This window comes from Lysinibacillus louembei, from assembly GCF_033880585.1.
Lineage (GTDB): Bacteria > Bacillota > Bacilli > Bacillales_A > Planococcaceae > Metasolibacillus > Metasolibacillus louembei.
In genome coordinates, this window is record NZ_CP137624.1 from 2,657,048 (window position 1) to 2,682,064 (window position 25,017).

Annotated in this window: 24 protein-coding genes; 23 read left to right on the forward strand and 1 reads right to left on the reverse strand. The window is 40.0% G+C overall.

Translation table 11 applies throughout. The features are described 5' to 3' along the window. Positions 1-75: 75 nt before the first annotated feature. The 7 genes from nagE (at position 76) to R6U77_RS13270 (ending at position 7,583) form a co-directional block, all read left to right on the forward strand. Positions 76-1,974, forward strand: coding sequence for an N-acetylglucosamine-specific PTS transporter subunit IIBC (gene nagE / locus R6U77_RS13240; protein ID WP_319835986.1), 1,899 nt, complete (start codon positions 76-78; stop codon positions 1,972-1,974). A gap of 12 nt (positions 1,975-1,986) precedes the next feature. Continuing rightward, positions 1,987-3,126 (forward strand): N-acetylglucosamine-6-phosphate deacetylase, encoded by a 1,140-nt coding sequence (gene nagA, locus R6U77_RS13245; protein WP_319835987.1) that lies wholly within the window; start codon positions 1,987-1,989, stop codon positions 3,124-3,126. Positions 3,127-3,272: 146 nt separating this feature from the next. Further along, a complete protein-coding gene (locus R6U77_RS13250) occupies positions 3,273-3,989 on the forward strand; it encodes a sugar isomerase domain-containing protein (RefSeq protein ID WP_293920708.1) in 717 nt (238 codons plus the stop codon). A 12-nt stretch (positions 3,990-4,001) separates the two neighbouring features. Continuing rightward, positions 4,002-4,265, forward strand: coding sequence for an HPr family phosphocarrier protein (locus R6U77_RS13255; protein ID WP_293920706.1), 264 nt, complete (start codon positions 4,002-4,004; stop codon positions 4,263-4,265). 1 nt (position 4,266) lies between these two features. Next, a complete protein-coding gene (ptsP, locus tag R6U77_RS13260) occupies positions 4,267-5,970 on the forward strand; it encodes a phosphoenolpyruvate--protein phosphotransferase (protein WP_319835988.1) in 1,704 nt (567 codons plus the stop codon). 16 nt (positions 5,971-5,986) lie between these two features. Then, positions 5,987-6,691 carry a glucosamine-6-phosphate deaminase gene (locus tag R6U77_RS13265; RefSeq protein ID WP_319835989.1) on the forward strand — a complete coding sequence of 235 codons (705 nt, stop codon included), beginning with the start codon at positions 5,987-5,989 and terminating at the stop codon, positions 6,689-6,691. A 130-nt stretch (positions 6,692-6,821) separates the two neighbouring features. Beyond that, complete coding sequence (locus tag R6U77_RS13270; protein WP_319835990.1) at positions 6,822-7,583, forward strand: tRNA threonylcarbamoyladenosine dehydratase; 762 nt, start codon at positions 6,822-6,824, stop codon at positions 7,581-7,583. A 46-nt stretch (positions 7,584-7,629) separates the two neighbouring features. On the opposite strand, the gene R6U77_RS13275 is transcribed toward R6U77_RS13270, so the two are convergent. Further along, positions 7,630-7,962: a DUF4288 domain-containing protein gene (locus R6U77_RS13275; protein ID WP_319835991.1), complete on the reverse strand. Its 333-nt coding sequence runs from the start codon at positions 7,960-7,962 to the stop codon at positions 7,630-7,632. 295 nt (positions 7,963-8,257) lie between these two features. Here R6U77_RS13275 and R6U77_RS13280 point away from each other — a divergent pair, with 295 nt between their 5' ends. The 16 genes from R6U77_RS13280 to R6U77_RS13355 all read left to right on the forward strand — a co-directional run bounded on the left by R6U77_RS13280 (position 8,258) and on the right by R6U77_RS13355 (position 25,006). After that, positions 8,258-8,692 (forward strand): MarR family winged helix-turn-helix transcriptional regulator, encoded by a 435-nt coding sequence (locus R6U77_RS13280; protein WP_293920694.1) that lies wholly within the window; start codon positions 8,258-8,260, stop codon positions 8,690-8,692. Positions 8,693-8,704: 12 nt separating this feature from the next. Then, entirely contained in the window at positions 8,705-10,279 is a 1,575-nt protein-coding gene (locus R6U77_RS13285; protein ID WP_319835992.1) for an ABC transporter substrate-binding protein, read from the forward strand. Between the two features lie 164 nt (positions 10,280-10,443). Continuing rightward, positions 10,444-11,361 carry an ABC transporter permease gene (locus tag R6U77_RS13290; protein ID WP_319835993.1) on the forward strand — a complete coding sequence of 306 codons (918 nt, stop codon included), beginning with the start codon at positions 10,444-10,446 and terminating at the stop codon, positions 11,359-11,361. 9 nt (positions 11,362-11,370) lie between these two features. Continuing rightward, a complete protein-coding gene (locus R6U77_RS13295; protein ID WP_293920689.1) occupies positions 11,371-12,264 on the forward strand; it encodes an ABC transporter permease in 894 nt (297 codons plus the stop codon). 8 nt (positions 12,265-12,272) lie between these two features. Further along, positions 12,273-13,253, forward strand: coding sequence for an ABC transporter ATP-binding protein (locus R6U77_RS13300; RefSeq protein ID WP_319835994.1), 981 nt, complete (start codon positions 12,273-12,275; stop codon positions 13,251-13,253). Beyond that, complete coding sequence (locus tag R6U77_RS13305; protein ID WP_319835995.1) at positions 13,246-14,235, forward strand: ABC transporter ATP-binding protein; 990 nt, start codon at positions 13,246-13,248, stop codon at positions 14,233-14,235. The genes R6U77_RS13300 and R6U77_RS13305 overlap by 8 nt, the downstream gene beginning before the upstream one ends. Continuing rightward, positions 14,232-15,410 (forward strand): M24 family metallopeptidase, encoded by a 1,179-nt coding sequence (locus R6U77_RS13310; protein WP_293920686.1) that lies wholly within the window; start codon positions 14,232-14,234, stop codon positions 15,408-15,410. The genes R6U77_RS13305 and R6U77_RS13310 overlap by 4 nt, the downstream gene beginning before the upstream one ends. 40 nt (positions 15,411-15,450) lie before the next feature. Continuing rightward, the gene (locus R6U77_RS13315) at positions 15,451-16,626 is read left to right on the forward strand and encodes an amidohydrolase (RefSeq protein ID WP_319835996.1); all 1,176 of its coding nucleotides are present in this window, start codon (positions 15,451-15,453) and stop codon (positions 16,624-16,626) included. Positions 16,627-16,823: 197 nt separating this feature from the next. Continuing rightward, on the forward strand, positions 16,824-17,231 hold the full coding sequence (locus R6U77_RS13320; RefSeq protein ID WP_319835997.1) for an aminopeptidase: 408 nt from the start codon (positions 16,824-16,826) through the stop codon (positions 17,229-17,231). After that, positions 17,228-17,770: a GNAT family N-acetyltransferase gene (locus tag R6U77_RS13325; RefSeq protein ID WP_319835998.1), complete on the forward strand. Its 543-nt coding sequence runs from the start codon at positions 17,228-17,230 to the stop codon at positions 17,768-17,770. Before R6U77_RS13320 ends, R6U77_RS13325 begins: the two co-directional genes overlap by 4 nt. Before the next feature lie 429 nt (positions 17,771-18,199). Beyond that, positions 18,200-20,983 (forward strand): ATP-dependent DNA helicase DinG, encoded by a 2,784-nt coding sequence (gene dinG, locus R6U77_RS13330; RefSeq protein ID WP_319835999.1) that lies wholly within the window; start codon positions 18,200-18,202, stop codon positions 20,981-20,983. Between the two features lie 19 nt (positions 20,984-21,002). After that, positions 21,003-21,173 carry a YpmA family protein gene (locus R6U77_RS13335; protein ID WP_074432957.1) on the forward strand — a complete coding sequence of 57 codons (171 nt, stop codon included), beginning with the start codon at positions 21,003-21,005 and terminating at the stop codon, positions 21,171-21,173. A gap of 8 nt (positions 21,174-21,181) precedes the next feature. Continuing rightward, a complete protein-coding gene (locus tag R6U77_RS13340; protein ID WP_293920640.1) occupies positions 21,182-21,664 on the forward strand; it encodes a cell wall elongation regulator TseB-like domain-containing protein in 483 nt (160 codons plus the stop codon). Between the two features lie 15 nt (positions 21,665-21,679). After that, the gene (locus R6U77_RS13345) at positions 21,680-22,870 is read left to right on the forward strand and encodes a pyridoxal phosphate-dependent aminotransferase (protein ID WP_319836000.1); all 1,191 of its coding nucleotides are present in this window, start codon (positions 21,680-21,682) and stop codon (positions 22,868-22,870) included. A gap of 27 nt (positions 22,871-22,897) precedes the next feature. Further along, positions 22,898-24,193: an asparagine--tRNA ligase gene (asnS, locus tag R6U77_RS13350; protein WP_319836001.1), complete on the forward strand. Its 1,296-nt coding sequence runs from the start codon at positions 22,898-22,900 to the stop codon at positions 24,191-24,193. Between the two features lie 111 nt (positions 24,194-24,304). Continuing rightward, complete coding sequence (locus tag R6U77_RS13355; RefSeq protein WP_319836002.1) at positions 24,305-25,006, forward strand: DnaD domain-containing protein; 702 nt, start codon at positions 24,305-24,307, stop codon at positions 25,004-25,006. The last annotated feature ends 11 nt before the right edge of the window (positions 25,007-25,017 follow it).

A 25,017-nucleotide genomic window follows, 5' to 3' on the forward strand; every position in this document is an offset into this window, starting at 1 on the left:
TAGAAAAGCGTTTTCATTTTATGTATACTTGTATAGACAACTAGTCCAAAAATGAAAATTAAGGGGGATACTTGAATGTTAGCTTTTTTACAGAAAATCGGTAAATCTTTAATGTTTCCAATTGCGACATTGCCAGCAGCAGCATTATTAGTGCGCTTTGGTCAACCAGATATGCTAGATTTACCAGTCATTGCAGCAGCAGGCGATGGTATTTTAGGCAACTTACCGATTATCTTTGCTATTGGTATTGCAATGGGCTTTGCATTTGATACGAGCGGTGCTGCTGCATTAGCAGGCGCGATTGCTTATCTTGTTTTAACAAAGGGTTTAGGTGCCTATGATGAAACAATTAATATGGATGTATTTGGGGGGATTATTGCAGGGGTTATCGCTGGTCTACTTTATAATAAGTTTTATAATGTAAAATTTCCTGAATGGCTCTCATTTTTCGGAGGCAGACGATTTGTCCCGATTATTACAGCCTTGACAATGACGGTGTTAGTGTTTGTATTTGGTATTATTTGGCCTCCAATTCAAGGTGTTCTTGATAGTGGTGCAGATTGGGTTTTAGGAGCTGGTGGCTTAGGAGCTGGTGTATATGGTTTCTTAAACCGTTTATTAATCCCAGTAGGCTTACACCATGTAATGAATACGATTATTTGGTTTGATTTTGGTACATTTACAACAGGAGCAGGCGAGGTTGTTAAAGGGGAAATTAACCGCTTCTTAAAAGGTGACCCAACAGCTGGAGTATTTTTAGCTGGTTTCTTCCCGATTATGATGTTCGGTTTACCAGCAGCATGTTTAGCGATGTATTTGGCAGCGAAAAAAGAGAAACGTGCGGCAGTTGGTGGGATGTTCTTATCGATTGGATTAACAGCCTTTGTTACTGGGGTAACAGAGCCAATTGAATTTACATTTATGTTCTTATCGCCAGTATTATACGCTGTGCATGCAGTGTTAACAGGTATTTCATTATATGTTACAGAGGCATTAGGCGTATTACATGGCTTTGGCTTCTCAGCCGGCTTAATTGACTATTTACTGAACTTTGGTATTGCAACAAAGCCAGCATTAATACTTGTGCTTGGTCTGGTATTTGGTGCCATTTACTTTGTCGTGTTCTACTTCTTAATCAAAGCGTTGGATTTAAAAACGCCTGGTCGTGAAGATGATGAAGAGGAAGCGGCTCTTGAAGGCTCAGCAGATGAAGTGTTAGACACGAAAGCGTTTTATATGATTGAAGGTCTTGGTGGACCAACGAATATTAATGAAGTAGACTATTGTGCAACACGTTTACGTATGTCTTTAAAAGATACAACAGTTATTGATGAAGCATTGTTAAAGCGCTACGGTGCAAAAGGCGTAATGCGCATGAACAAGACGGCGGCACAAGTCGTTATTGGACCATCTGTAGAGTTTTTAGGCGATGCAATGAAAGAAAGATTGAAAAAAGGGCATCCAGCATTAAAAAATGAAGTCGTAGTAGAAGAAGCAACGCAACAAAATGTGCAAGTAGATCGTTCTATCACTGTAGCAATGCCTGCAACAGGTGAGCTATTACCTTTAACAGCTGTACCAGATCAAGTATTCTCAACTGGTATGATGGGACCTGGCTTTGCGATAAATCCAACTGATGGCATTTTCGTATCGCCAGTTGATGGTGAAGTTGCAATGGTCTTCCCAACGAAGCATGCGGTTGGTTTAATGACAAAGGATGGCTTAGAGCTATTAATTCACGTTGGGTTAGATACGGTAAAATTAAATGGTGAAGGCTTTGAAGCATTCGTTGCACAAGGGCAAACAGTGAAAAAAGGCGATCCACTATTAAAGGTTGATTTGCAAGCGGTAAGCGCAGCAGCACCGTCTATTGTGACACCGACTGTATTTACAAACCTACAAGGTAAAGAAATTAATGTAACGAATAGCGGCACATTAAAAAATGGAGAATCCATTACTATTGAAATTAAGTAAGGACTGATCAAAATGACAAAGCCATTGATTTTAGAAAATGTCACAGTGGTGAATTACGATGCGCTAACAGCGCATCGTAATGTTGCGATTGAAGGGGCACAAATTGCAGCTGTTACAGAAAATAATGCAATGGGCACGGGGATAGACTGTACGGGCTACTATTGCTTACCAGGCTTTATTGATATGCATATCCATGGAGCGGACGGTGTAGATACGATGGATGCGACAGCTGCGTCGCTCCATCAGTTCGCTGCAGCGCTTGTAGCGGAAGGAACAACTAGTTTCTTAGCGACAACGATGACACAAAGTGAAGAAGCAATTGCAGCTGCATTACAAAATATAGCTGCATTTCAGCAAGGCGAAGGGGAAGCTAATTTAGTAGGTGTTCATTTGGAAGGACCTTTTATTTCAGCACAATGTGCGGGGGCACAGCCAATAGAGCATATTCAGCCACCATCTATTGAAAAATACCAGCAATGGCATGAAATGAGTGGCAACCAAATTAAACAAATAACGATGGCACCAGAACAGGGCATTGAACTCGTTTCACATGCAAAGGGATTAGGTGTAGTTGTGTCAATTGGTCATTCCAATGCAACAGCGAAAGAAACGCAAGCAGCTGTTGTACAAGGTGTGACACAAGGCACGCATCTTTATAACCAAATGAGAGCAATGCATCACCGCGAGCCAGGCGTTGTAGGAACGGTGCTATTAGAAAAGGATGTATATGTTGAAATGATTGTTGATTTCATTCATATTCACCCTGAAATGGTTGATTTAGCATACCGTTTAAAGGGCCCTGACAAAATCATTTTAATTACAGATGCGATGCGCGCAAAAGGGCTAGCATATGGGAAATATGATTTAGGTGGTCAGGAAGTAACTGTAACTGAGAACGGTGCCCATTTAGCAAACGGTGCACTTGCTGGCAGTGTTTTGAAAATGAACGATGCGTTACGCAATATGCGCCAAGCAACAGGGGCAGCTTGGCAAGAGCTTGTGCAAATGTCATCCTTTAATGCAGCGACACAATTAAAATTATCGCAAAAAGGCTATATTGAAGCTGGAAAAGATGCAGATTTAGTGATCGTTGATGAAAATTTACAAGTAAAATATACGATTGTGAATGGAAAAATCGTTTACTCCGCATAATGAAATACAGTATGAAAGCACTTGATTTATGAAAGAAGGGCGCTCACCTCATGCTACGTTCGTAGTCTTGGGAGGAAGCGCTCTTTGTAAAAAGTTAGCGAAGGTAGTAAAATAGTTGATAATGACTGAAGAATGCGGGTGAGTAAATGCATCAATTTTTTAAAAATATTCAGCAATTGCTGAATCAAGTAGAGCAGCAGGAGCAACAATTACAAGAAGTTGCTGAAATGATTGCAACAAAAATTGCAAAAGGTGGTATTATACAATTATTCGGTGCAGGGCACTCTTTTTTGTTAGCTGAGGAGCAATTTTATCGTGCTGGCGGGCTCGTACCAGTGAAGCCGATTTATATTGAGTCGTTAATGCTTGCAGCAGGACCTGTAACATCTTCTCGCAATGAGCGTACGGAAGGTGTTGTACCAGCTCATCGACATTTGCTTGATATTCGTCCAGAGGATACGGTGATTATTATTTCGACATCAGGTCGTAATGCGGCACCGATTGAAATGGCATTTGAAGCAAAAGAACGAGGAGCATTTGTTATTTCTTTGCAATCATTATGTTATACTGAACAAGACAGCACACATAGTAGTGGCAAGCGTTTAGAAGAAGTTGTAGATATCGTATTAAATACGTCTGTACCAATTGGTGATGGTGTATTACATAGTGGCGATTATCAATACGGGGCAAGCTCTACGATTGTTGGTGCAGCAATGCTTAATGCACTTGTTAGTATGGTGATTGAGCAGCTTTTAGCAGTGCAGCAAGAGGCACCTGTTTTTGTTAGCAATAATATTAACGAGTCTTCCTCTAAAAACGACAAGTACTGCAAACAATTTGAAGACAGAATTACATTTAACTAGGAGGAATTTATTATGGAAAAAACATTCACAATTACAGCAGCAGAAGGATTACATGCGCGTCCATGTACATTATTAGTGCAAGGGGTTTCTGCATTCCAATCAAATGTAACGATTTCTTATAACGGTCGTGAAGCAAACTTAAAATCAATTATGGGTGTAATGGCATTAGCGATTCCATCAGGTGGTAAGATTTCAGTAAAAGCTGAAGGCGACGATGCAGCAGCAGCAATTGCAAAAGTAGAAGATGTTATCAAATCACAAGGTATTGGGCAATAATATGAGACAATTGCAAGGGATCGCTGTATCAGAAGGAGTGGCTGTTGCGAAGGCATACCGTTTAGCAGAGCCCGATTTATCCATTAGCGAGCATGATGGTATAGAGCCATCTGCCGAAAAACAACGCTTTCACGATGCAATTGCCAATGCCAAAACACAGCTTGAGAAAATCCGCGATTATGCTATTACAATGGTTGGCGAGGAGGAGGCAGAAATTTTTTCTGCCCATTTACTCGTTTTACAGGACCCTGATTTCCATGTAGCAATTGAAGGTGAAATCGATCAACATGTACAAGCTGAAAAAGCATTGCAAAAAATAGCACAGCAGTTTATCGATTTATTCAATCAAATGGATAATGAATATATGCGTCAACGTGCAGCAGATATTGAAGATGTATCACGCCGTATTTTAGCTTGCTTATTAGGTAAAGTATTGCCTGACGTATCACAAATTGATGAGGAAGTTGTATTAATTGCCTATGATTTATCGCCTTCTGTTACGGCGCAATTGAATAAGCAATTTGTAAAAGGCTTCATTACAACGATTGGTGGACGTACATCACATACAGCCATTTTAGCAAGAACTTTGCAAATTCCAGCTGTTGTTGGTGTCAAAGAAGCCGAAACAATTGAGCATGGTGAAATCGTGCTACTAGATGGTGCTACAGGTCAATTAATTATCAATCCATCAGAAGAAACACAGCTTGAAGCAAAAGAGCGCATGACAGCGCAAGCAGAACGCGAAAAGCAATTGCAGCAATTTGTGGATAAAGAGAGCGTAACAGCAGACGGCGCACATATCGAGCTTGCTGCTAACATTGGTAGCGTGCAAGATGTTGAAGCGGTGTTGAAAGTTGGGGCAGATGGTGTGGGCTTATTCCGTACAGAGTTTTTATATATGGACAGCACTTCATTACCAACGGAAGAGCAGCAATTTGAGCTTTATAAAGCAGTGCTTGAAAAAATGAATAACAAGCCTGTCGTTGTACGTACATTAGATATCGGTGGCGACAAGCATTTAGAATATTGGCAGCTACCAAAAGAGGAAAATCCATTTTTAGGGCAGCGTGCAATTCGACTTTCTCTAGCAAATGAAGACATATTCATCACACAATTGCGTGCATTATTGCGTGCAAGTCAGTATGGCAATTTAAAAATCATGTTCCCAATGATTGCGACAATGCAAGAATTACATCAGGCAAAAGCGCTTTTACAACGACAGCATGATGCACTAGTAGCTGAAGGTGTAGCAATTGGCAAATACGAAGTAGGAATTATGATCGAGGTGCCATCTGCCGCAATTTTAGCAGATGTATTAGCACGTGAAGTTGATTTCTTCTCAATCGGTACAAATGATTTAATTCAATATACATTTGCATCAGACCGTATGAATGAGGCAACATCTTATTTATACGAGCCATTCCATCCAGCAATCATTCGCTTGATTGACAATGTGGCATCAAGTGCACGTAAGCATGGCATCTGGGCAGGGATGTGTGGCGAAATGGCTGGTGAACCACTAGCATTACCAGTTTTGTTAGCATTAGGGTTAGATGAGCTATCTATGAGCTCAAGCGCTGTGTTACGTACAAGAGAAAATTTATCTAAATTAAATAAAAAAGCATTGCAACAGCAAGTAGATAAGCTGTTAGCATGCGATTCAGCTGAGCAAGTAAAAGACTGGGCGCAGCAGGTGTACAATTAATAAGGGGGAAAACGTTGTGGCATTACAGCTAAAAACATTTGAAAATACCGATGAACTATACAACTTCGCGGCACAATTTTTACAACAAAAAGTAAAGGACGGTGCCAAGACGTTCGGTTTAGCAACAGGTGGAACAATGCAGCCCCTTTATCAAGTTTTGCGTCAAAGTGATGTGGATTTCTCGGGTTGTACAAGCTTTAACTTAGATGAATATATTGGCTTACCAATCGAGCATCCAGAAAGTTACTTTACATATATGCAAAAGGAGCTTTTTGAGCATAAGCCATTTAGCAAAAGCTATTTACCGAATGGCTTAGCTGAGGATATTGATGCAGAAGTAGCACATTACAATGAGCTGCTTGCACAAAATCCAATTGATGTGCAATTATTAGGTGTAGGAGAAAACGGTCATATTGGCTTCAATGAGCCAGGCACACCGTTTTCTGAAAAAGTGCATGCAGTGACATTAACAGAGTCAACACGTGAAGCAAATGCACGCTTCTTCAATTCAATTGCTGAAGTGCCTGAAAAGGCTATTACGATGGGTATTGCGAATATTTTAGAAGCGAAAGAGATTTTATTAATTGCTGTTGGTGAGAAAAAACGTGCAGCTTTAGAATCTTTAGTACACGGTGAAGTAACAGTTGATTCACCAATTACAGTATTGCAGCAGCATGCAAATGTAGTTGTTTTAACAGATCTAAATATTTCACTTGCGTAATCGTGTTTTTTTGTATATATTTTTCAAGTATTCATCTTTTCTAAGTATAGTACTCGGAATAATAGAGGTAGAGAGGGATGGGTTGTCCCTCTCTACTTTTTTTTACAAAATCGATATGGAGTGATTAAAAATGTTACATCAATTTTCGCGCAATGAGCTCGCAATAGGCAGTGAGGGCTTAGCGCTTTTAAAAAATACAACAGTGGCGATTTTAGGCGTTGGTGGCGTAGGTTCCTTTGCAGCAGAAGCATGTGCCCGAAGTGGTATTGGTCGCATTATTTTAGTAGATAAGGACAATGTAGATATTACCAATGTCAACCGACAATTAGTTGCGTATTTATCAACTGTTGGCAAATCGAAATCAGCTGTTATGAAGGAGCGCATTGCTGACATTAATCCAGAATGTGAAGTAATTGATATGCATATGTTCTATACAGAGGAAACATATGAGCAATTTTTCGCACAGGGCATCGACTATGTTATTGATGCAAGTGATACAGTAATGTATAAAATTCATTTAATGAAAGAATGCTTAAAGCGTAATATCCCGATTATTTCAAGCATGGGGGCAGCTAATAAAATGGACCCTACACGCTTCCAAATTGCTGATATTTCGAAAACACATACAGACCCGTTAGCGAAAATTATCCGCACGAAATTGCGTAAAGAGGGTATCAAAAAAGGGATAATGGTTGTCTTTTCAGATGAGTCACCTGTCGTTGTACGTGAGGATGTTGTACAGCATGTTGGCAAGCCTGACGCAACAATTCGCAAAGCAAAAATGCCACCAGCATCGAACGCCTTTGTTCCATCTGTTGCAGGTTTAATCGCAGCGAGCTGGGTTGTTAATACAATCGTCAAAGATATTCATATTGCGCGCGTGAGTGACTAAATAACAAGTTGATGTAGATGATCGATTGAATCTACATCAACTTTTTTCATTTAGCAAGTGAATATAGCTCAATCACTTCATTTGCTGTAATTAGCTGCTCAAACGGTAAAAAGCGGCTATACACCTCTTTGAAATCAATGTCTCCTGCAAAGTCATCAATCAATTCGAATATATCTAAGATCGTGACAAATCGCCAAGTTGTTTGACCACCTAATGCATTTTCATACGTTTCATCTACAAAATAATTTCGCACTTTTTGCTCAAGTTCCTCTTTAGTAAATGCCTTAACTAACCGAATCGTTTCCTCAAATGTTTTTCCACCATTTGGATTAGGCACAACAATCGATTCTAGCAAGATTTTTACTGAATAAATTTTCATGATATCATCCCCTTCAATAGCTATTTTATTCCAATAATTGTATACCTTAATATTACTTATAGCAATGTCATGACTAAAAGTGAGTAATGTTTTTTCATCTAGAGCTAGTAACAATAAAATAGATTTGTTAAACTAATATATAGAGCGAAAACTCCTAGCGTGGACTGTGACGATAGGATAGTTTTCGCTTTTTTTTCTGTAAGAGGTGAAAGAGGAAAGGGAAAATTTGAAGTGAAAAAATAGTTGACATATTCAACTAATTTGAATATTGTAGAGGAAAGGAAGATTAAAAATTATGAAAATTCAATTAATAGAGGACGTAAAGCATTTTAACCGTTTTTACACAAGAGCAATTGGGATATTTAACTTATATGGAAGCTCGAGTAAATATTCTGCCACAGAAGCAATGATTCTGTACGAAATTAAAAACACGGAAAATTGCACAGCTAGTTATTTATCTGAATATTTTCAGTTAGATAAAAGTACTATCAGTAAAGCTTTAAGTAAGTTATTAAAAAATTCACTCGTAAACAAAAAAGTAAATGAGCAAGATAAGCGTGTTCAAATACTTTTTTTAACAGAAGAAGGAGAGGGTGTCTTGAATCACTTAGCATCTGAAGCAAGTAAAATTGTAGGCAATGTCGTACATGGTGTATCAGATGCAGAAGCAGCCGAGTTATTAGAAGCAATGAAGGTTATAGAAAGAATTATGAAGAAACAGCTTGAATAGGGAGGACAAACAATGAAAAAATATTTCGCACCCATTTTGTTACTTGTTGTTTTATTTGTTTTAACTGCATGTACAGAAGGCACTTCAGAGCAACCATCAAAATCTAACAATAACGATTCAACAACAGACTCTTCAAGTAATAATGAAGAAAGTAAGAAAGATAGCATCGTCATCGGATTCGAGGCAGATGCGGGTACATTAATTGCCAATACCGATGTGAACTATGCAACAGATGCGCAAATTCGTAATATATACGATCCATTAATTACACGAGACAGCCAAACAGGTAAGTACATACCTTTCCTAGCTGAATCTTGGGAAAGTATTGATGAGTTAACATGGAGATTGACATTAAAAGAAGGTGTGAAATTCCATAATGGTGCAGATTTCAATGCAGAGTCTGTAAAATTCAGCATTGATTATATATTAGATGAAAATAACGGCTCATTTTACCGCTCACGCTGGGCTAATATTAGTGAGGTTGTTGTGCTATCGCCAACAGAGGTCGAAATTCGCACATCAGTACCATTTCCAGGTTTGATTGAGCGTATTACAGGCGATTTATTAATTTTAGAGCCAGGCTATGTAGCAGAGGTAGGAAACGATGAGGCTGCTAAAAAGCCAGTGGGTACAGGCCCTTATAAATTTGTAGAATGGTCACGTGATAATTATTTGAAATTAGAAGCATTTGAGGAATACTGGAATGGTGCACCTTCAATTAAGCAAGTAGAATTCCGCTACATTCCTGAATTCAGCTCGCGATTATCAGCGTTTTTAAGTGGAGAAATTGATTTGTTTAAAAATATTCCAGTTGATTCAGTGCAAAGTGTAGAGGCTGATGCTAACTCGAAAATTGAAGAAGTATCTTCATCACGAATTAACTATTTAGCGCTAAATACACATTATGAAGGCCCATTACAAGATGAAAAGGTACGTTTAGCTATTAATTATGCTGTGGATGTTGATGAATTAATTTCAGCCATTTTAAATGGACATGCGACAAAAATGACAGGTCCATTATCAAAAATTAATTCCAACTACACAGAAACAACTGACTATAGCTATGATGCAGATAAAGCGATTGCATTATTAAAAGAAGCAGGCTATGCACCAGAGGATATTACATTGACATTGGATACACCAAATGGACGCTATCCTATGGATGCACAGGTTGCACAGGCGATTGCCGCACAGCTTCAGCGCATTGGTATTAAAGTGAATGTACAAGTAAATGAGTGGGGTACGCATTTAGAAAAAATTCGTAACCGAGAAATGAAGGATATGTATATTTTAGGATGGGGACCAGCATTTGAGCCAGACTCTACGATATTCGATTTATTTACGCAAAATGCTCCATATAGTAGCTTCTACGATGAGGCAATCGAACAAGAAATTGTAGCAGCAACAAAGATTTTTGACAATGCAGAGCGTAAAGAGGCATACAATCATATTCAACATTTATTAGTAGATACAGCGGCATGGGTTCCATTATGGCAGCAAGGAGACTTATATGCAGTGCGCGCAAATCTGAAATTTGAGCCTCGTGTAGATGAGGAAATAAAAGTATTTGAGATGTCTTGGGAATAAAAGAAATCCATTACATCAGCTGTATAGTAAAAAGCGATTAAACTAAAGCAGCATAGTGGGCACCCTCCTCTTTACTTACTGGAGAGGAAGTCCCACTTTGTGCTGTATGAGTAAAGGTAAAACATAGCCTCTAACGAATGCACTTTGCCTACAGGAGGGATTTTATGCTAGATTTTGTCGTAAAGCGTTCACTACAAGTTATTATCGTTGTTTTTTTAGCTTTAACGGCTGTTTTTTTTCTCATTCGGCTTTCTGGTGATCCAACAGCATTATTTTTACCACCAGACACATCACGAGAGCAAATTGAAGAATATCGAGAGCTTTTAGGGTTTAATCGCCCTTTATATGTGCAATATGGTGAATTTGTTGGCAATGCCATTCAAGGGGATTTTGGACAATCTTTACGTTCAGGTGATAGTGCATTAGGACTTGTCTTAGCACGCTTACCTGCAACCTTTCAATTAGCTTTTTCTGCCTTATTTATTTCTTTACTCGTAGCAATCCCACTTGGCGTCTTGGCGGCCTATAAACGAAATTCCATATTTGATAGAATAGCAGTTGCCACAACGGTTGTTGGGCAGGCGATTCCAAGCTTTTGGCTAGGGCTGTTATTAATTTATACATTTGCTGTAAGCTTTTCATTGCTACCATCGAGCGGAGGTGGCAGCATTATGCATTTAATATTGCCTAGTGTGACATTGGCGACATATAGCATTGCACGCTTTACTCGATTTACACGCTCTACGATGCTAGACGTATTGCGAAAAGATTATATTCGGACAGCCAAGGCTTCTGGTGCACCGACAGGTAGGTTAGTTTTGAAATATGCTTTAAAAAATTCGTTAATTCCTATCATTACGCTAGTAGCACTTGATTTAGGGACATTACTAGGCGGTGCAGTAGTTGTAGAAATGGTGTTTGCTTGGCCAGGAGTTGGTAGATTGTTATTGCAATCATTGCTAAATCGTGATTTTCCGATTGTGCTAGCAGGCGTATTTATCATTGCGTTTATTTATTCAATCGTCAACTTTATTGCAGATATTTTATACGCATACGTGAATCCACAAATTCGAGTGAAGTAGGTGAGTGTAATGACTATAAATAGTGAAATAAATGTAGTAAAAGGAAATAGCCGTGGGAAAAAGCTGAAAATTACAAGCTTTTTTAAAAAGCTATTAGGAAATTGGAGTGGCTTTATAGGATTTGTCATTATTTTTTTGCTATTAATTATCAGTATTTTCGGAAAACAAATCGCCCCATATGACCCGATGTATACAGACTTTGCTAAAAAATTACTGCCACCTTTAACGGAAGGGCATTTGCTTGGCACGGACCAGCTAGGGAGAGACGTTCTGTCACGCATAATTGTAGGTGCGCGAGTATCTGTCATTATTGGGCTTATTACCGTATTAGTTGCAGGTACATTTGGCACAATTATTGGCATTATTTCAGGCTATTTTAGAGGCTGGATTGACGTTGTCTTAATGCGAATTGTTGATGTACAGCTGAGCTTTCCATTTATTCTGTTAGTGCTTGTTGTCAGCGCTATTACAGGAACAGGCTTACGAAATATTATTATTTCCTTAGCGATAGGAGGATGGGTTATCTTTGCCCGTGTTATTCGCAGTGAAGTTTTGGCTATTCGAGAAAAGGAATTTATTACAGCATGTGTTGCGACAGGCGTAAAGCGCTCACATATTTTGTTTAAGCATATTTTGCCTAACTTAGTAACACCAATTATTATTTTAGGCTCATTGCAAATCGCTACATATATTATTGCAGAAGCATCGATTAGCTTTTTAGGCTTCGGTGTGCAGCCACCTACACCAGCTTGGGGCAATATGCTGAGTGAGGGCAAGGATTATATTTTTAGCTCTTGGTGGCTCATTACATTCCCAGGTATTGCAATTTTAATAACAGCATTAGGTGTCAATTTATTTGGTGATTGGCTAAGAGATACATTAGATCCAGAGTTTGTAGAGTAGGTGATGTGATGACGAATTTATTAGAAGTGAATAATTTGAATATTTGTTTTCGCAATGGGAAAGTCATTACTCAGCCAATACGCAATATTAATTTTTTCGTGCAACGTGGCGAAATATTAGGCATAGTTGGCGAATCAGGCTGCGGTAAAAGCGTAACATCGATGGCGGTTATGGGACTGCTGCCTCCAAAATCGAGTGAAATTACTGGTGGAGAAATTATTTTCAACGAACAGCATATTGAAAAAATGACAGAGAAGCAGCTGCAAAATATACGCGGGAATGACATGTCGATGATTTTTCAAGAGCCTATGACCTCATTGAATCCTGTTTTTACGATAGGTCAGCAGCTAATGGAGCCTTTAAAGCAGCATAAAAGCTTAACGAAGGGGCAACGCAGAGAACGCATTGTTGAGGTGCTAAAGCAAGTAGGTATTCCACGCGCGGAGCAAATTATTGATGAGTATCCGCATCAGCTATCAGGCGGTATGCGACAAAGAGTAATGATTTCCCTTGCCCTTTTATGTGAGCCGAAATTATTAATTGCGGATGAGCCAACAACTGCTTTAGATGTAACAATTCAAGCACAAATTTTAGAATTGCTAAAGCGCATTATTGCTGAAACAAATATGAGCATGATGCTAATTACCCATGATTTAGGTGTGATTGCAGAAATATGCCATCGAGTTGTCGTAATGTATGCAGGGAGTGTTGTAGAGGAGGCCTCTGTGGAGGAGCTTTTTGATAATCCATTACATCCATACACAAAAGGGTTACTGAAATCACTGCCGAGTCAAAATGAACGGAAGTCGACATTATATTCCATTGCTGGTCAAGTGCCGAAGCCAGATGAATTAGGACAAGGCTGTGCTTTTGCTAACCGCTGTGAGTTTGCGACAGAGCGTTGCTTGACAGCAGAGCCACCTGTCTTTGAAATCGATCAGCATAAAGCAAAATGCTGGCTTTTAGCAGGGGGTGACAACGATGAGTAAAGAGCAATTGCTATCAGTAACAGGCTTGAAAAAGTATTTTGAAATCAGTCAAGGCATGTTTAAGCCTAAAATTGTTGTCAAGGCAGTGGACGATGTTTCCTTTGATATTTACAAAGGGGAAACCTTTGCGCTTGTTGGTGAATCAGGCTGTGGCAAATCAACAACGGGCAGAACGATCTTAAAATTAACGGAGCCAACAGCAGGAGAAGTGCTATTTAAAGGGCAAAATATTGCTAATTTATCCTATGAAGCAATGCGGAGATTACGCAGTCAAATGCAAATGGTGTTTCAAGATCCTTATGCTTCATTAAATCCTAAAAAAACAATTCAGCAAATTTTAATGGAGCCGCTAGCTGTTCATAAAAAGTTTGAGCCACAGGAAAGATTGCAAAAAATTATAGAGATTTTAAAAGTGGTTGGCTTGTCTGAAGCGCATTTACATCGCTATCCACATGAGTTTTCTGGTGGTCAAAGACAGCGTATCGGGATTGCAAGGGCGGTTATTTTAAACCCTGATTTTATCGTAGCGGATGAACCTGTTTCTGCCCTAGATGTTTCTGTCCAATCGCAAGTGATTAATTTAATGCTAGAAATTCAAAAAAAGCTCCACCTTACTTATTTATTCATTTCACATGATTTAAGTGTGATTCAGCATATGACGGACCGGGTAGCGGTTATGTACTTAGGAAGAATTGTCGAAATTGCGACGACAGAGGAGCTATTTGATAGCCCTAAGCATCCATATACACAAGCATTATTATCAGCAGTACCAATTAGCCATCCAATGGAAAAGCGAGAGCGAATTGTGCTGGAGGGTGATGTACCAAGCCCTGCCAATCCACCAAGTGGTTGCACATTCCATCCGCGCTGCCGCTTCGCAAGCGATATTTGTAAACAAATTGCGCCAAGCGCTGTAGCATTTTCCGATACGCATAAGGCTACTTGTCATTTATATAATACTGAGGAGGAACAACAGCAATGATTTTATCTATTCCCAATTATGAATTTAAAGAGCGTCAACAGAAATTTGTAAAAAAAATGCAGGAGAAGGGCTGTGAAGCTGCCGTTATTTATGCAGTAGCAGATATTTTCTATTTAACGGGCTTTCATTTTCATCCAACAGAAAGACCGATTGCGTTATTTGTAGATAGCCAAGCGGAGTTTCATTTATTTGTACCTGCCTTAGAGGTGGAGCATGCAGAGGAATATGCGGTGATTAGCAAAGTGTATTCATACCCAGAATATCCGGGCATCAAGCATCCAATGGAATATTTTAAAGAGGTGTTGATTGCACATGGCTTTGAAAATAAAGCGATTGGCTTTGATGCAATGGGCTATGGCTCTTCCATGGGCTATCGTGGGCCAACGATGGATACATTTTTACAAGTAAAGGAATTTGTCTCATTGAAATGGTTAATTGAAGAAATGCGCTATGTGAAATCTGCCAATGAAATCGAATTAATTAAAGAATCATGCCGTTGGGGGAATTTAGCACATCGCCTTCTACAAAAATATTCAAAAGCAGGCGCAAGCGAAATTGAAATTACAACACGGGCATCTTCCGAGGCAACTGCTGCAATGGTTGAGACTTTAGGCGGAGGCTATAAGCCACATGGTTCACCTGCACATGCCATTTTCAGGGGGCAAATTGGGCCGGAATCTGCCTTCCCACATGCGGTAACACAAAATATTATCCTGAAAAAAGGGGATACGCTTGTAACAGGCGCAGGCGCTGATATTTTTGGCTATAAGAGCGAGCTAGAGCGCACGATGTTTGTAGAAGAAGCATCGGCAGACCAAGAAAAATATTTCAACTATATGTATGAGGCACAGGACGTTGCTTTCAACCATATTAAACCAGGTGTAGAATGTCGTGAAGTGGAAGAGGCTGTTCAGCAATACTTTATCGAGCAAGGTATTACACAGTTAACGCGTCACCATACAGGGCATAATATTGGTATTTTAGGGCATGAAGGACCATTTTTAGACTTGGGTGATACAACGGTTATTGAGGAGGGCATGGTATTTACAGTGGAGCCAGGTATTTACGTGCCAGGGTTAGGCGGCTTTAGACACTCTGATACAGTTGTAGTAACGAAGGATGGTATTGAAATGTTAACTTATTATCCTCGTGACTTAGCTTCATTAATTTGCTAATATTTAAAATAGTTAGACAATAGTTTTGGGAGGCAATAAAATGAACAATCTGTATGAACTATTAGAGCAGCATTATGATGAGATGGTTGAAATTCGTAGACATTTACACGAAAATCCAGAATTATCTCATGAGGAAGTAGAGACACCGAAATATATTGCGGAGTACCACCGCGCTTTAGGGCATGAGGTACGGGAATTTGTTGGTGGAAGAGGCGTTGTAGCGAAATTACATGGTGCAAAGCCGGGCCAAACGGTTGCGCTACGTGCCGATTTTGATGCGTTAGCGATTCAGGAGCAAAATACATTTTCCTATAAATCAAAAATTGATGGCAAAATGCATGCATGTGGTCATGATGGCCATACAGCAACATTGATGGTGTTAGCGAAAGTATTAAATAAACTGCAAGAGGAAATTGCAGGCACGGTAGTCTTTATTCATCAATTTGGTGAGGAAGTAACACCGGGTGGCGCGTTGCCTATGATTGAGGACGGCTGCTTAGATGGTGTTGATGTTATTTATGGCACGCATTTATCGGCAGGTGTGCCGCTAGGAACAATTTCAGTAAAAGAAGGTCATTTAATGGCAGCAGCAGATGGCTTTGAAATTACGATTCACGGCAAAGGTGGTCATGGGGCGTCTCCACATGATACAAAGGATGCCGTAATGATTGGCTCACAATTTGTTGTGTCAGCACAGCAAGTAGTAGGTCGACGCGTCAATCCTGTGCGACCAGCAGTTGTCTCTGTCTGTCACTTTGAAGCGGTCAATCCATTTAACGTAATTGCTGATTCAGCTGTACTAAGAGGAACAGTTCGTACGTTTGATGCAGACGTGCGCGACCAGATCGAAAAAGAGCTGGAGGAAGTCGTAAAATCAGCCTGCTTATTATATGGTGCTGACTATACGTACACATATAATCGTGGCTACTCGCCTGTTATCAACGATGCGGAAACAACGCGCCGCTTTATGGAAGAAGTAACGGCTGTACCGAAAGTAGAAAAATTAGTAGTAGCAGACTTAGCAATGGGTGGCGAAGATTTTGCCTACTATTTAGAAAAGGTGCCAGGCACGTTTTATTTCACAGGGGCAAAAAATCCTGAGTGGGAAATTGCCTATCCACATCATCATCCGAGATTCGATATCGATGAGAGAGCGCTATTAATTGCAGCAAATACCCTTGGACATGCAACATTATCTTACTTACAGCAGTCTTAATGAGAGAAAGTGAAACCGCTTTGTTGGTTTCACTTTTTTTTAGTATAAAAGTCTTGATTCGCCCGCAAGGCAGCTAAATTCGCCCGTTAAAGAGGGGAATTCGCCCGCAAGATGCCAAAATTCGCCCATTAAGCCATAGAAATCGCCCGCAAGATGAGCTGCTGTGGTACGATTTTACGTGGAAGGGGTTGAGCTCAATGCGTTTAATTAAAATGGAGTATCGTGGATTGAATATATTTGATGAAATTAGCTCGGTGGAAGTCGCATTCGATGTGGAGGCAGTCACGATTCATATTGTAGATGACAATATGGCTGTTGCGCCCACCTATCATTTTACCAAAAAGCAGGACGAGCTATCGGAAGGCTTTTTGAAAATGGCACAAGTGCTTTATCAAAAGCGTTATATGAAAGCAGAGGTCGAATCACTTCAGCAATGGATTGATAGCATTACATGGCATTTTTATGGGCTTGCCGATGTGGTAAAAACATATGAAAATGGGTCTTTCACTAAAAATAAAGTTGCCAACTTAATCACATGGAATGACGAAGCCTTACAACAAGCTAATTTTTATCCACCATATATTAGAAAGGGAAAATCAACATGAATATACTAACAGAGCGTTTATGCATTAGAAATTTTAAGGAAAGCGATTGGCAGGCGCTTTATGAATATACTGCTGATCCGATGGTGATGCACTATTTGCCAGAGGATGCATTTACAGAAAAGGAGGCACAGCAATTTGTACAGGAGAATCAAGGCGAGAATGCGGAAAAATTTGCGGTAGTGTTAAAGGCAACAGACGAGCTAATTGGGCATACTGCCTTCTTCCGCTATTTTGGTGAGCATACATATGAGATTGGCTGGGTATTTAATCCGAAACACTATCAAAAGGGCTATGCAACAGAAGCTGCACAGGCAGTCATACATTATGGCTTTACTGAATGTAAGCTGCATCGTATTATTGCCACATGTCAGCCTGAAAATACAGCTTCTTGGCGCATTATGGAGAAAATAGGTATGCGTAAAGAAGGCTATTTTAAAAAATGTATTCCAACAAAGGATGGTTGGTGGGATGAGTACTATTATGCCATTTTAGCAGAGGAATATTTATCTTGGTTCAGTGGATGTTTGGACATCCACTGAACCAAGATAAAGCCTCCGGCGGATGTCACAGATTTTGAAAAGGAGGCCTGCACGATGCAGGTCAGTTCACCGTTGTCACAGGAAGTGACGGCTTTAGGTGAACTTCTACTGCAAGCAAGCTTGAAAAAATCTGGACGCAATTAAGCCGAGGCGTAATTGATAGTAGAGTAGCCACATGACCAAACAAGTCTTTCTATGATAAAATTTATCATGATTCAGTAGAAAACGCTCCCTCTATAGGCGGTGCGATGAATACTTAGATTCCCTTTCATTCAGTGAGTGTCAAAACACCCACTGAATCCTAATAAAGCCTCCGGTGGATGTCAGGAATTTTGAAAGGAGTCCATTGAGCAAGCATAATGCAAAATCCCGACGCAATTACGCCAAGGCGTAATTGATCTATTCGAATTGATGAACAGTGAGTTGATAATGATGGAAAGTCAAAAATATGCAATTGTCGATTTGGAAACGACAGGTCATTCGTTTGCAGGCGGTGATCGCATCATTCAAATCGCGATTGTGATTATGAAGGATTGGTATATTGAAAGAACATTTACAACTTTTATCCATCCAGAAAAATCAATTCCGTTATTTATTCAAGGTTTAACGAATATAACGGATGAGGATGTAGCAAGTGCAAAGCCTTTTGCGGCGTATGGGCAAACAATTTACGATTTATTGCAGGATGCCGTTTTTGTTGCCCATAATGCAGACTTCGATTTAGCTTTTTTACAAGCAGAATTACGCAAAGCAGGCTTACCAGCATGGCAAGGGAAAAAGCTTGATACAGTAGAACTGGCGAAAATTGTTTTTCCAATGGCATTAAGCTATAAATTAGGTGACTTAGCACAGGAATTGCATATTCCACTTGAGCAGGCACATCGAGCGGATGATGATGCGAAAGCGACAGCGCAATTGTTAAAGGCTTGTTGGGAGGAGTTGAAGGCGCTGCCACAAGCGACAATCGAGCAATTACATAAGCGCTCGTTCCAATTAAAATCAGATATTTCACACCTGCTATTTGCCGCACTGCATCTAAAAAGAAGCACAGTAAAAGAACAGCAAGGGTTTATTTATGCCTATCAACTGGCGATTAAGCAGCCGCCTGCTATTCAGTCAAAAACGGTGACGGACAGTATCTACCCAAAAACACGTAAAGAAAAGCTGGCACTTTTGCAAAAGGAAATCCCAACCTTTGAAGAGCGGCCACAGCAATTTCAAATGATGGACATTATTTGGCATAGCTTTCATGACAAGCAAGAAGCAATGATTGAGGCTTCTACAGGTATTGGTAAAACGTTAGCGTATTTATTGCCAGCCTTTTACTACGCTAAGCACAGTGGGAAAAAAATTGGCATTAGCACATACACATCAAATTTACTTGACCAGCTATTGTACGAGGAGCTTGTAAAGCTGGAACAAATTACAGGTGAACGTGTGCGGGTTGCTGTATTAAAAGGTATGCAAAATTATATTGATATTGGACGTTTCGCTAAAATTTTGAAGGTTGATGATGAATCTTATGATGAAACACTAGCCATTGCACAAGTCATTACATGGCTCGCAAAAACCGAAACGGGTGATTTAAACGAGCTCAATATGTCGGGCGGTGGTCAGCTATTTTTAGAAAAAATTCGTAAGCTGAAATGGCAAAAAGTCCAGCAATTCGATTTTTATAGTTATGCTATCGAACAAAGTCAACATGCGGATATATTGATGACCAACCATGCGATGCTACTTGCAGACCTAGTGCGACAAGAGCAATTATTTGATAATGTTGGTGGCTGGATTATTGATGAAGCCCACCAGTTTATTCAAGCTGCTGTTCAACAGGATGAAAAGGTTTTTTCTTATACAGCTTGGAAATATTTATTTGGGCGAATTGGCACACCTGGAGAAGACCAGCTTTTTGATAAATTGCAGCATATAGCTATGGAGACAGGACGTGTACCAAGACAGCTGTTGAAAAAGACAGCGCAAAATTTTCAACGATTAGTGACAGCATTTGATTATGTGATGCACACGCTTATTGAGCAGCTTCAGCATATACTGCGACAATCACACCGACATGAAGCGAAGCAAGCAGTTATGTTAACAGAGCTAACAATTGATGTACAACGTTGCACACAGCTATCTACGTTTATGCAAAATTGGATAGATAGTGCAGAGCAAGTGTTGTATATGTTTTATGAGCATCAGGAGGAAATTTCTATTGCACAGCAATATATTTTAGATGAATGGCAGTACTGGATTCATGAATTTAAAATAAAAGTGGCAGAATGGGATGAATTATTTGTCCTAAGGCAGGCAGATTATTTTGCATGGTTTGAGCTTGATAAACGCAGTATACCAGGCAGCTTGCAATTAATGAAAAAGCCGCTCCAAGTGACTGCGAGCATTGAGCGATTATTTGTGCCGATGCGACAACAGGCAGCGATTGTTTGGACCTCTGGCACGTTAACAGTGCCAAATAATGAGCGTTTCATCGCAGATCAGATCGGTATTGCAGCGGATGTTCCGATTCATCGTTTACAGGCATCGTCCAGCTATTATCAAGGGGCACGCTGCTTTATCGTGACAGATATGCCCGATATTCAAGCGGTTTCGCAGCATGACTATATCGAGGAAATGGCTTATGCGATTACGAGAATTGTGCGCACAACAGAGGGGCGCTGCTTTGTGCTGTTTACGTCCCAAGATATGCTGCGTAAAACGGTCCTGTTAATTCAAGAAACGAAATTGCTAGATGATTATATGCTGTTTGCACAAGGTGTAACGGCTGGCAGTCGCATGCGTCTATTAAAATCATTTCAGAAATTTAGTCATTCGGTGTTATTTGGCACAAATAGCTTTTGGGAAGGTGTCGATGTGCCAGGAGATGGGCTTGCGGCTGTTATCGTTGTGCGCCTACCATTTTCTGCACCGAACGAGCCAACCTTCAAAGCAAAATCGCAAATGCTACAGGCACAGGGATATAATGCCTTTACGGAGCTTGCTTTACCAGAGGCAACTTTACGTTTTAAACAAGGCTTTGGACGTTTAATTCGCTCATCAACGGACAGCGGTGCATTTATTATTTTAGATCGTCGCATTGATACGAAATCCTATGGGAAAGAATTCCTTTCTGCATTGCCACCGATTTCTATTCAAAAACTATCGCTAGAACATATGGTACAAGCGCTCGGAAATTGGTATAATAACAGACATGAGTAAAGAAAGCAGGTTGACAATCATGGAAAGTAAAGTCGAAGTATTATCGGTTGTGAAAATAAACTATCAATCTGATCTGTATAAGGTCGTTGATACATTAAATCGAACATTGAAAGAGCAAAATTTAATGTTTGGCTTAGCGCTAGATCGAGAAGATCAAGAAAAAGCGATTTTCACAATTTATCGCACTTAGGTGATTGAATGAAAAAGTGGATAATTTTTAGTACAGTCTTTCTCGTCTCTTTGTCACTTGTCATCTCCATCTTAGTACTCTGGAAAGCCGATGCTCCATTTAATGAAATGGAGGAAAAGGCTGAGCAATTAGCGCTCGTCACAAAATCGCTCGCAATTGTTTCGGACTCTTATACCTATAATGGCAATAAGCCGTATGTTACCGTATTCGGGGTAGACGAATATGGTAAGGAAAAAGCAATTTTTGTTCCAATCACTTTAGAAGAAAATGCGATTCAGGAAGTATTTTTGCAGGACGGAATAACGGAAGAACAAGCGCTAGCAGTGTTGCATGATGAAGCGACAGTAAAAAAAATACTTCATACAAAATTAGGCTATGAGGAGCAAGGTGCGGTGTGGGAAATTACTTATTTGAATAACACAGACCAGCTAAATTATGTTTATATTTTGTTTGAAGATGGGCAATGGTGGAAACGTATTTTGAATTTGTAGAGGAGTAGATCTCATTTGAAACAGCTGTTAGCAAACCGTGTAAAAACTTTAACGCCTTCTTCGACTCTGGCAATTACAGCAAAGGCGAAGGAATTGAAAGAGCAAGGTATTGATGTTATCGGATTAGGCGCAGGTGAGCCTGATTTTAATACGCCTAAAAATATTTTAGATGCAGCGACAAAGTCAATGGAACAAGGCTTCACAAAATATACGCCAGCAGGTGGCTTGCCAGCATTAAAGCAAGCGATTATTGCAAAATTACAGCGCGATAATGAGCTGACGTATAAGGCAAATGAGGTTATCGTAGGCGTTGGAGCAAAGCATGTGCTTTACACATTGTTCCAAGTTATTTTAAATGAGGGTGATGAGGTTATCATCCCAATTCCATACTGGGTATCGTATCCTGAGCAAGTGAAGCTAGCAGGTGGTGTACCAGTGTATGTCGAGGGAACGAGTGAGCAGCAATATAAAATTACAGCACAGCAATTAGCTGCTGCTATTACAGAAAAAACAAAAGCTGTTATTATTAACTCGCCGTCAAATCCTTCTGGCATGGTTTATAGCCCAGAGGAGTTAAAAGCATTAGCTGAAGTTGCTGAAAAACATGATATTTTAATCGTATCAGATGAAATTTATGAAAAGCTTTTATACAATGGCAATAAGCATTTTTCAATTGCGCAAATTTCACCAGCGATTAAAGCGCGCACAATCGTTATTAACGGCTTAGCAAAATCGCATTCGATGACGGGCTGGCGCATCGGTTATGCAGCAGGTGATGCAGACATTATTAATGCGATGACGGATTTAGCATCTCATTCTACGTCAAATGCAACAACAACAGCGCAATATGCAGCGATTGAAGCATACAACGGTCCACAGGATGCAGTAGAAGAAATGCGTCAAGCATTTGAGGAGCGCTTAGAAAAAATTTATCCGCAAATTGCGGCGATTCCAGGCTTTAAGCTATTAAAGCCAGAGGGTGCTTTTTACTTGCTACCAGATGTAGCTGAAGCAATGGAGAAAACAGGTTATGATAATGTCGACGCCTTTGCAGAAGCGTTATTAACGGAGGCAAATGTAGCTGTAATACCAGGCTCAGGCTTCGGTACAAATACGACAATTCGCTTGTCATATGCCATTGCATATGATTTATTAGAGGAAGCAGTACGTCGCATGGACAAATTTGTAAAATCAAAATGGCAATAACGATTGCTTTTGTAGTTGGAGGATATTATGAAGAAAATTATGATTAAAGATATGCCACAGCATATCGGCGAAACAGTAAAATTAGGCGCATGGCTTGCCAATAAGCGTTCAAGCGGTAAAATCGCCTTTTTACAATTACGTGATGGCACAGGCTTCGTGCAAGGCGTTGTTGTAAAAGAAGAGGTTGGCGAAGAAATTTTTGCTACAGCAAAAGGCTTAACGCAAGAAACATCGATGTATATTGTCGGTGAAGTGAAGGCTGATGAGCGCTCGACATTTGGCTGTGAGCTAAATGTAACGGGTATTGAAGTATTGCATGAAGCAGTAGACTTCCCAATTACACCGAAAGAGCATGGCACAGAATTTTTAATGGATAACCGCCATTTATGGCTACGTTCACGCAGACAGCATGCGATTATGAATATTCGTAATGAAATTATTCGTTCAACTTACGAGTTTTTCAATAACAATGGCTTCACAAAAATGGACCCACCAATTTTAACTGGCTCTGCACCTGAAGGAACATCTGAGCTTTTCGCAACGAAATATTTTGATGAAGATGCATACCTTTCACAATCAGGTCAGCTATACATGGAAGCGGCAGCAATGGCATTAGGACGCGTATTCTCATTCGGCCCAACATTCCGTGCTGAAAAATCAAAAACACGCCGCCACTTAATTGAGTTTTGGATGATTGAGCCAGAGATGGCATTTGTAGAGTTTGATGAAAATCTAGAAATTCAAGAGCAATATGTAGCGCATATCGTGCAGTCGGTATTAGCGAACTGCAAGCTTGACTTAGAGCGTCTTGGCCGCGATACATCGAAGCTTGAAAATATTACAGCACCATTCCCACGCATTTCATATGATGATGCGATTAAGTTTTTACATGAGCAAGGCTTTGATGATATTGAATGGGGCGATGATTTCGGTGCACCGCATGAAACAGCAATTGCCAACCATTATGATAAGCCTGTATTTATCACATGCTACCCTGTTGGCATTAAGCCATTCTACATGCAGCCGCACCCAGAGCGCGACGATGTAGTGCTTTGCGCAGATTTAATTGCACCAGAGGGCTATGGTGAAATTATTGGTGGCTCTGAGCGTATCCATGACTATGATTTATTAAAAACTCGCCTAGAAGAGCATAATTTAGATATGGGTGCATACGCTTGGTATTTGGAATTACGTAAATATGGTTCTGTACCACACTCAGGCTTCGGCTTAGGTTTAGAGCGTACAGTTGCTTGGATTTCAGGCACGGAGCATATTCGTGAAACAATTCCATTCCCACGTTTATTAAACCGTCTATACCCATAAGTTGGAAAGAAAGCTACATTTAAATAAATTCAGGGGGCTGCTTGGAAGTGCTGTTGACTTTCTTGACAGCCCTCTGTTATGACTAAAGCTAGGAAAGGATTCGTGCCAATCATGACAAGCAATGAGCAACTTCGCATATGGTTAGAGCAAAAGCATATGACGATTCCACAGCTATTTTTTCAGCATTATAAAGCACTACAAATTAACGATGACGATGCTATGTTGCTGCTCCATTTATTAGCGTTTCATGAAGAGGGAAATGACTTTCCAACACCAGATGATTTGATGGCAAGAACCTCTTTTGTACAAAATGAAATTTCAGCAAAAATACAACGTTTTTTACAAAAAGGCTTTATTGAAATAACGCATGATGTCAATAGTGATGGGAAAATTTATGAAAAATATTCGCTTTATCCATTGTGGAATCGCATTATTACACTATTAGAGGCGAATACAATTGCCATAAATGATGAGCAGCAAAAAAGAGAAGAGGGCGCGATTTTTTCCATATTTGAGCAGGAATTTGGTCGCCTTTTATCGCCGATGGAGCTTGAAAATATTAACGCATGGCTCGATATGGATAAGCATTCCCCTGAGCTAATAAAGGCAGCTTTAAAGGAAGCCGTATTAGCAGGAAAGCTGTCACTTCGCTATATTGATCGCATCTTATTTGAATGGAAAAAGAAAAATTTCACAACGGTCAAGCAGGTGGAGCAGCATGCAGAGCAATTCCGCAAACGCACCATTACACAGCCGCAAACGGAAAAAAAACCGAAGCGCGTGATGTACAATTGGTTGGAAGAAAAAGAATAGTGAGGTGGTCA

Coding starts and splice junctions, on each gene's coding strand:
- nagE (WP_319835986.1), top strand. CDS start 76: ATGTTAGCTTTTTTACAGAAAATCGGTAAATCTTTAATGTTTCCAATT.
- nagA (WP_319835987.1), top strand. CDS start 1,987: ATGACAAAGCCATTGATTTTAGAAAATGTCACAGTGGTGAATTACGAT.
- R6U77_RS13250 (WP_293920708.1), top strand. CDS start 3,273: ATGCATCAATTTTTTAAAAATATTCAGCAATTGCTGAATCAAGTAGAG.
- R6U77_RS13255 (WP_293920706.1), top strand. CDS start 4,002: ATGGAAAAAACATTCACAATTACAGCAGCAGAAGGATTACATGCGCGT.
- ptsP (WP_319835988.1), top strand. CDS start 4,267: ATGAGACAATTGCAAGGGATCGCTGTATCAGAAGGAGTGGCTGTTGCG.
- R6U77_RS13270 (WP_319835990.1), top strand. CDS start 6,822: ATGTTACATCAATTTTCGCGCAATGAGCTCGCAATAGGCAGTGAGGGC.
- R6U77_RS13275 (WP_319835991.1), bottom strand. CDS start 7,962: ATGAAAATTTATTCAGTAAAAATCTTGCTAGAATCGATTGTTGTGCCT.
- R6U77_RS13280 (WP_293920694.1), top strand. CDS start 8,258: ATGAAAATTCAATTAATAGAGGACGTAAAGCATTTTAACCGTTTTTAC.
- R6U77_RS13285 (WP_319835992.1), top strand. CDS start 8,705: ATGAAAAAATATTTCGCACCCATTTTGTTACTTGTTGTTTTATTTGTT.
- R6U77_RS13290 (WP_319835993.1), top strand. CDS start 10,444: ATGCTAGATTTTGTCGTAAAGCGTTCACTACAAGTTATTATCGTTGTT.
- R6U77_RS13295 (WP_293920689.1), top strand. CDS start 11,371: ATGACTATAAATAGTGAAATAAATGTAGTAAAAGGAAATAGCCGTGGG.
- R6U77_RS13300 (WP_319835994.1), top strand. CDS start 12,273: ATGACGAATTTATTAGAAGTGAATAATTTGAATATTTGTTTTCGCAAT.
- R6U77_RS13305 (WP_319835995.1), top strand. CDS start 13,246: ATGAGTAAAGAGCAATTGCTATCAGTAACAGGCTTGAAAAAGTATTTT.
- R6U77_RS13310 (WP_293920686.1), top strand. CDS start 14,232: ATGATTTTATCTATTCCCAATTATGAATTTAAAGAGCGTCAACAGAAA.
- R6U77_RS13315 (WP_319835996.1), top strand. CDS start 15,451: ATGAACAATCTGTATGAACTATTAGAGCAGCATTATGATGAGATGGTT.
- R6U77_RS13320 (WP_319835997.1), top strand. CDS start 16,824: ATGCGTTTAATTAAAATGGAGTATCGTGGATTGAATATATTTGATGAA.
- R6U77_RS13325 (WP_319835998.1), top strand. CDS start 17,228: ATGAATATACTAACAGAGCGTTTATGCATTAGAAATTTTAAGGAAAGC.
- dinG (WP_319835999.1), top strand. CDS start 18,200: ATGATGGAAAGTCAAAAATATGCAATTGTCGATTTGGAAACGACAGGT.
- R6U77_RS13335 (WP_074432957.1), top strand. CDS start 21,003: ATGGAAAGTAAAGTCGAAGTATTATCGGTTGTGAAAATAAACTATCAA.
- R6U77_RS13340 (WP_293920640.1), top strand. CDS start 21,182: ATGAAAAAGTGGATAATTTTTAGTACAGTCTTTCTCGTCTCTTTGTCA.
- asnS (WP_319836001.1), top strand. CDS start 22,898: ATGAAGAAAATTATGATTAAAGATATGCCACAGCATATCGGCGAAACA.
- R6U77_RS13355 (WP_319836002.1), top strand. CDS start 24,305: ATGACAAGCAATGAGCAACTTCGCATATGGTTAGAGCAAAAGCATATG.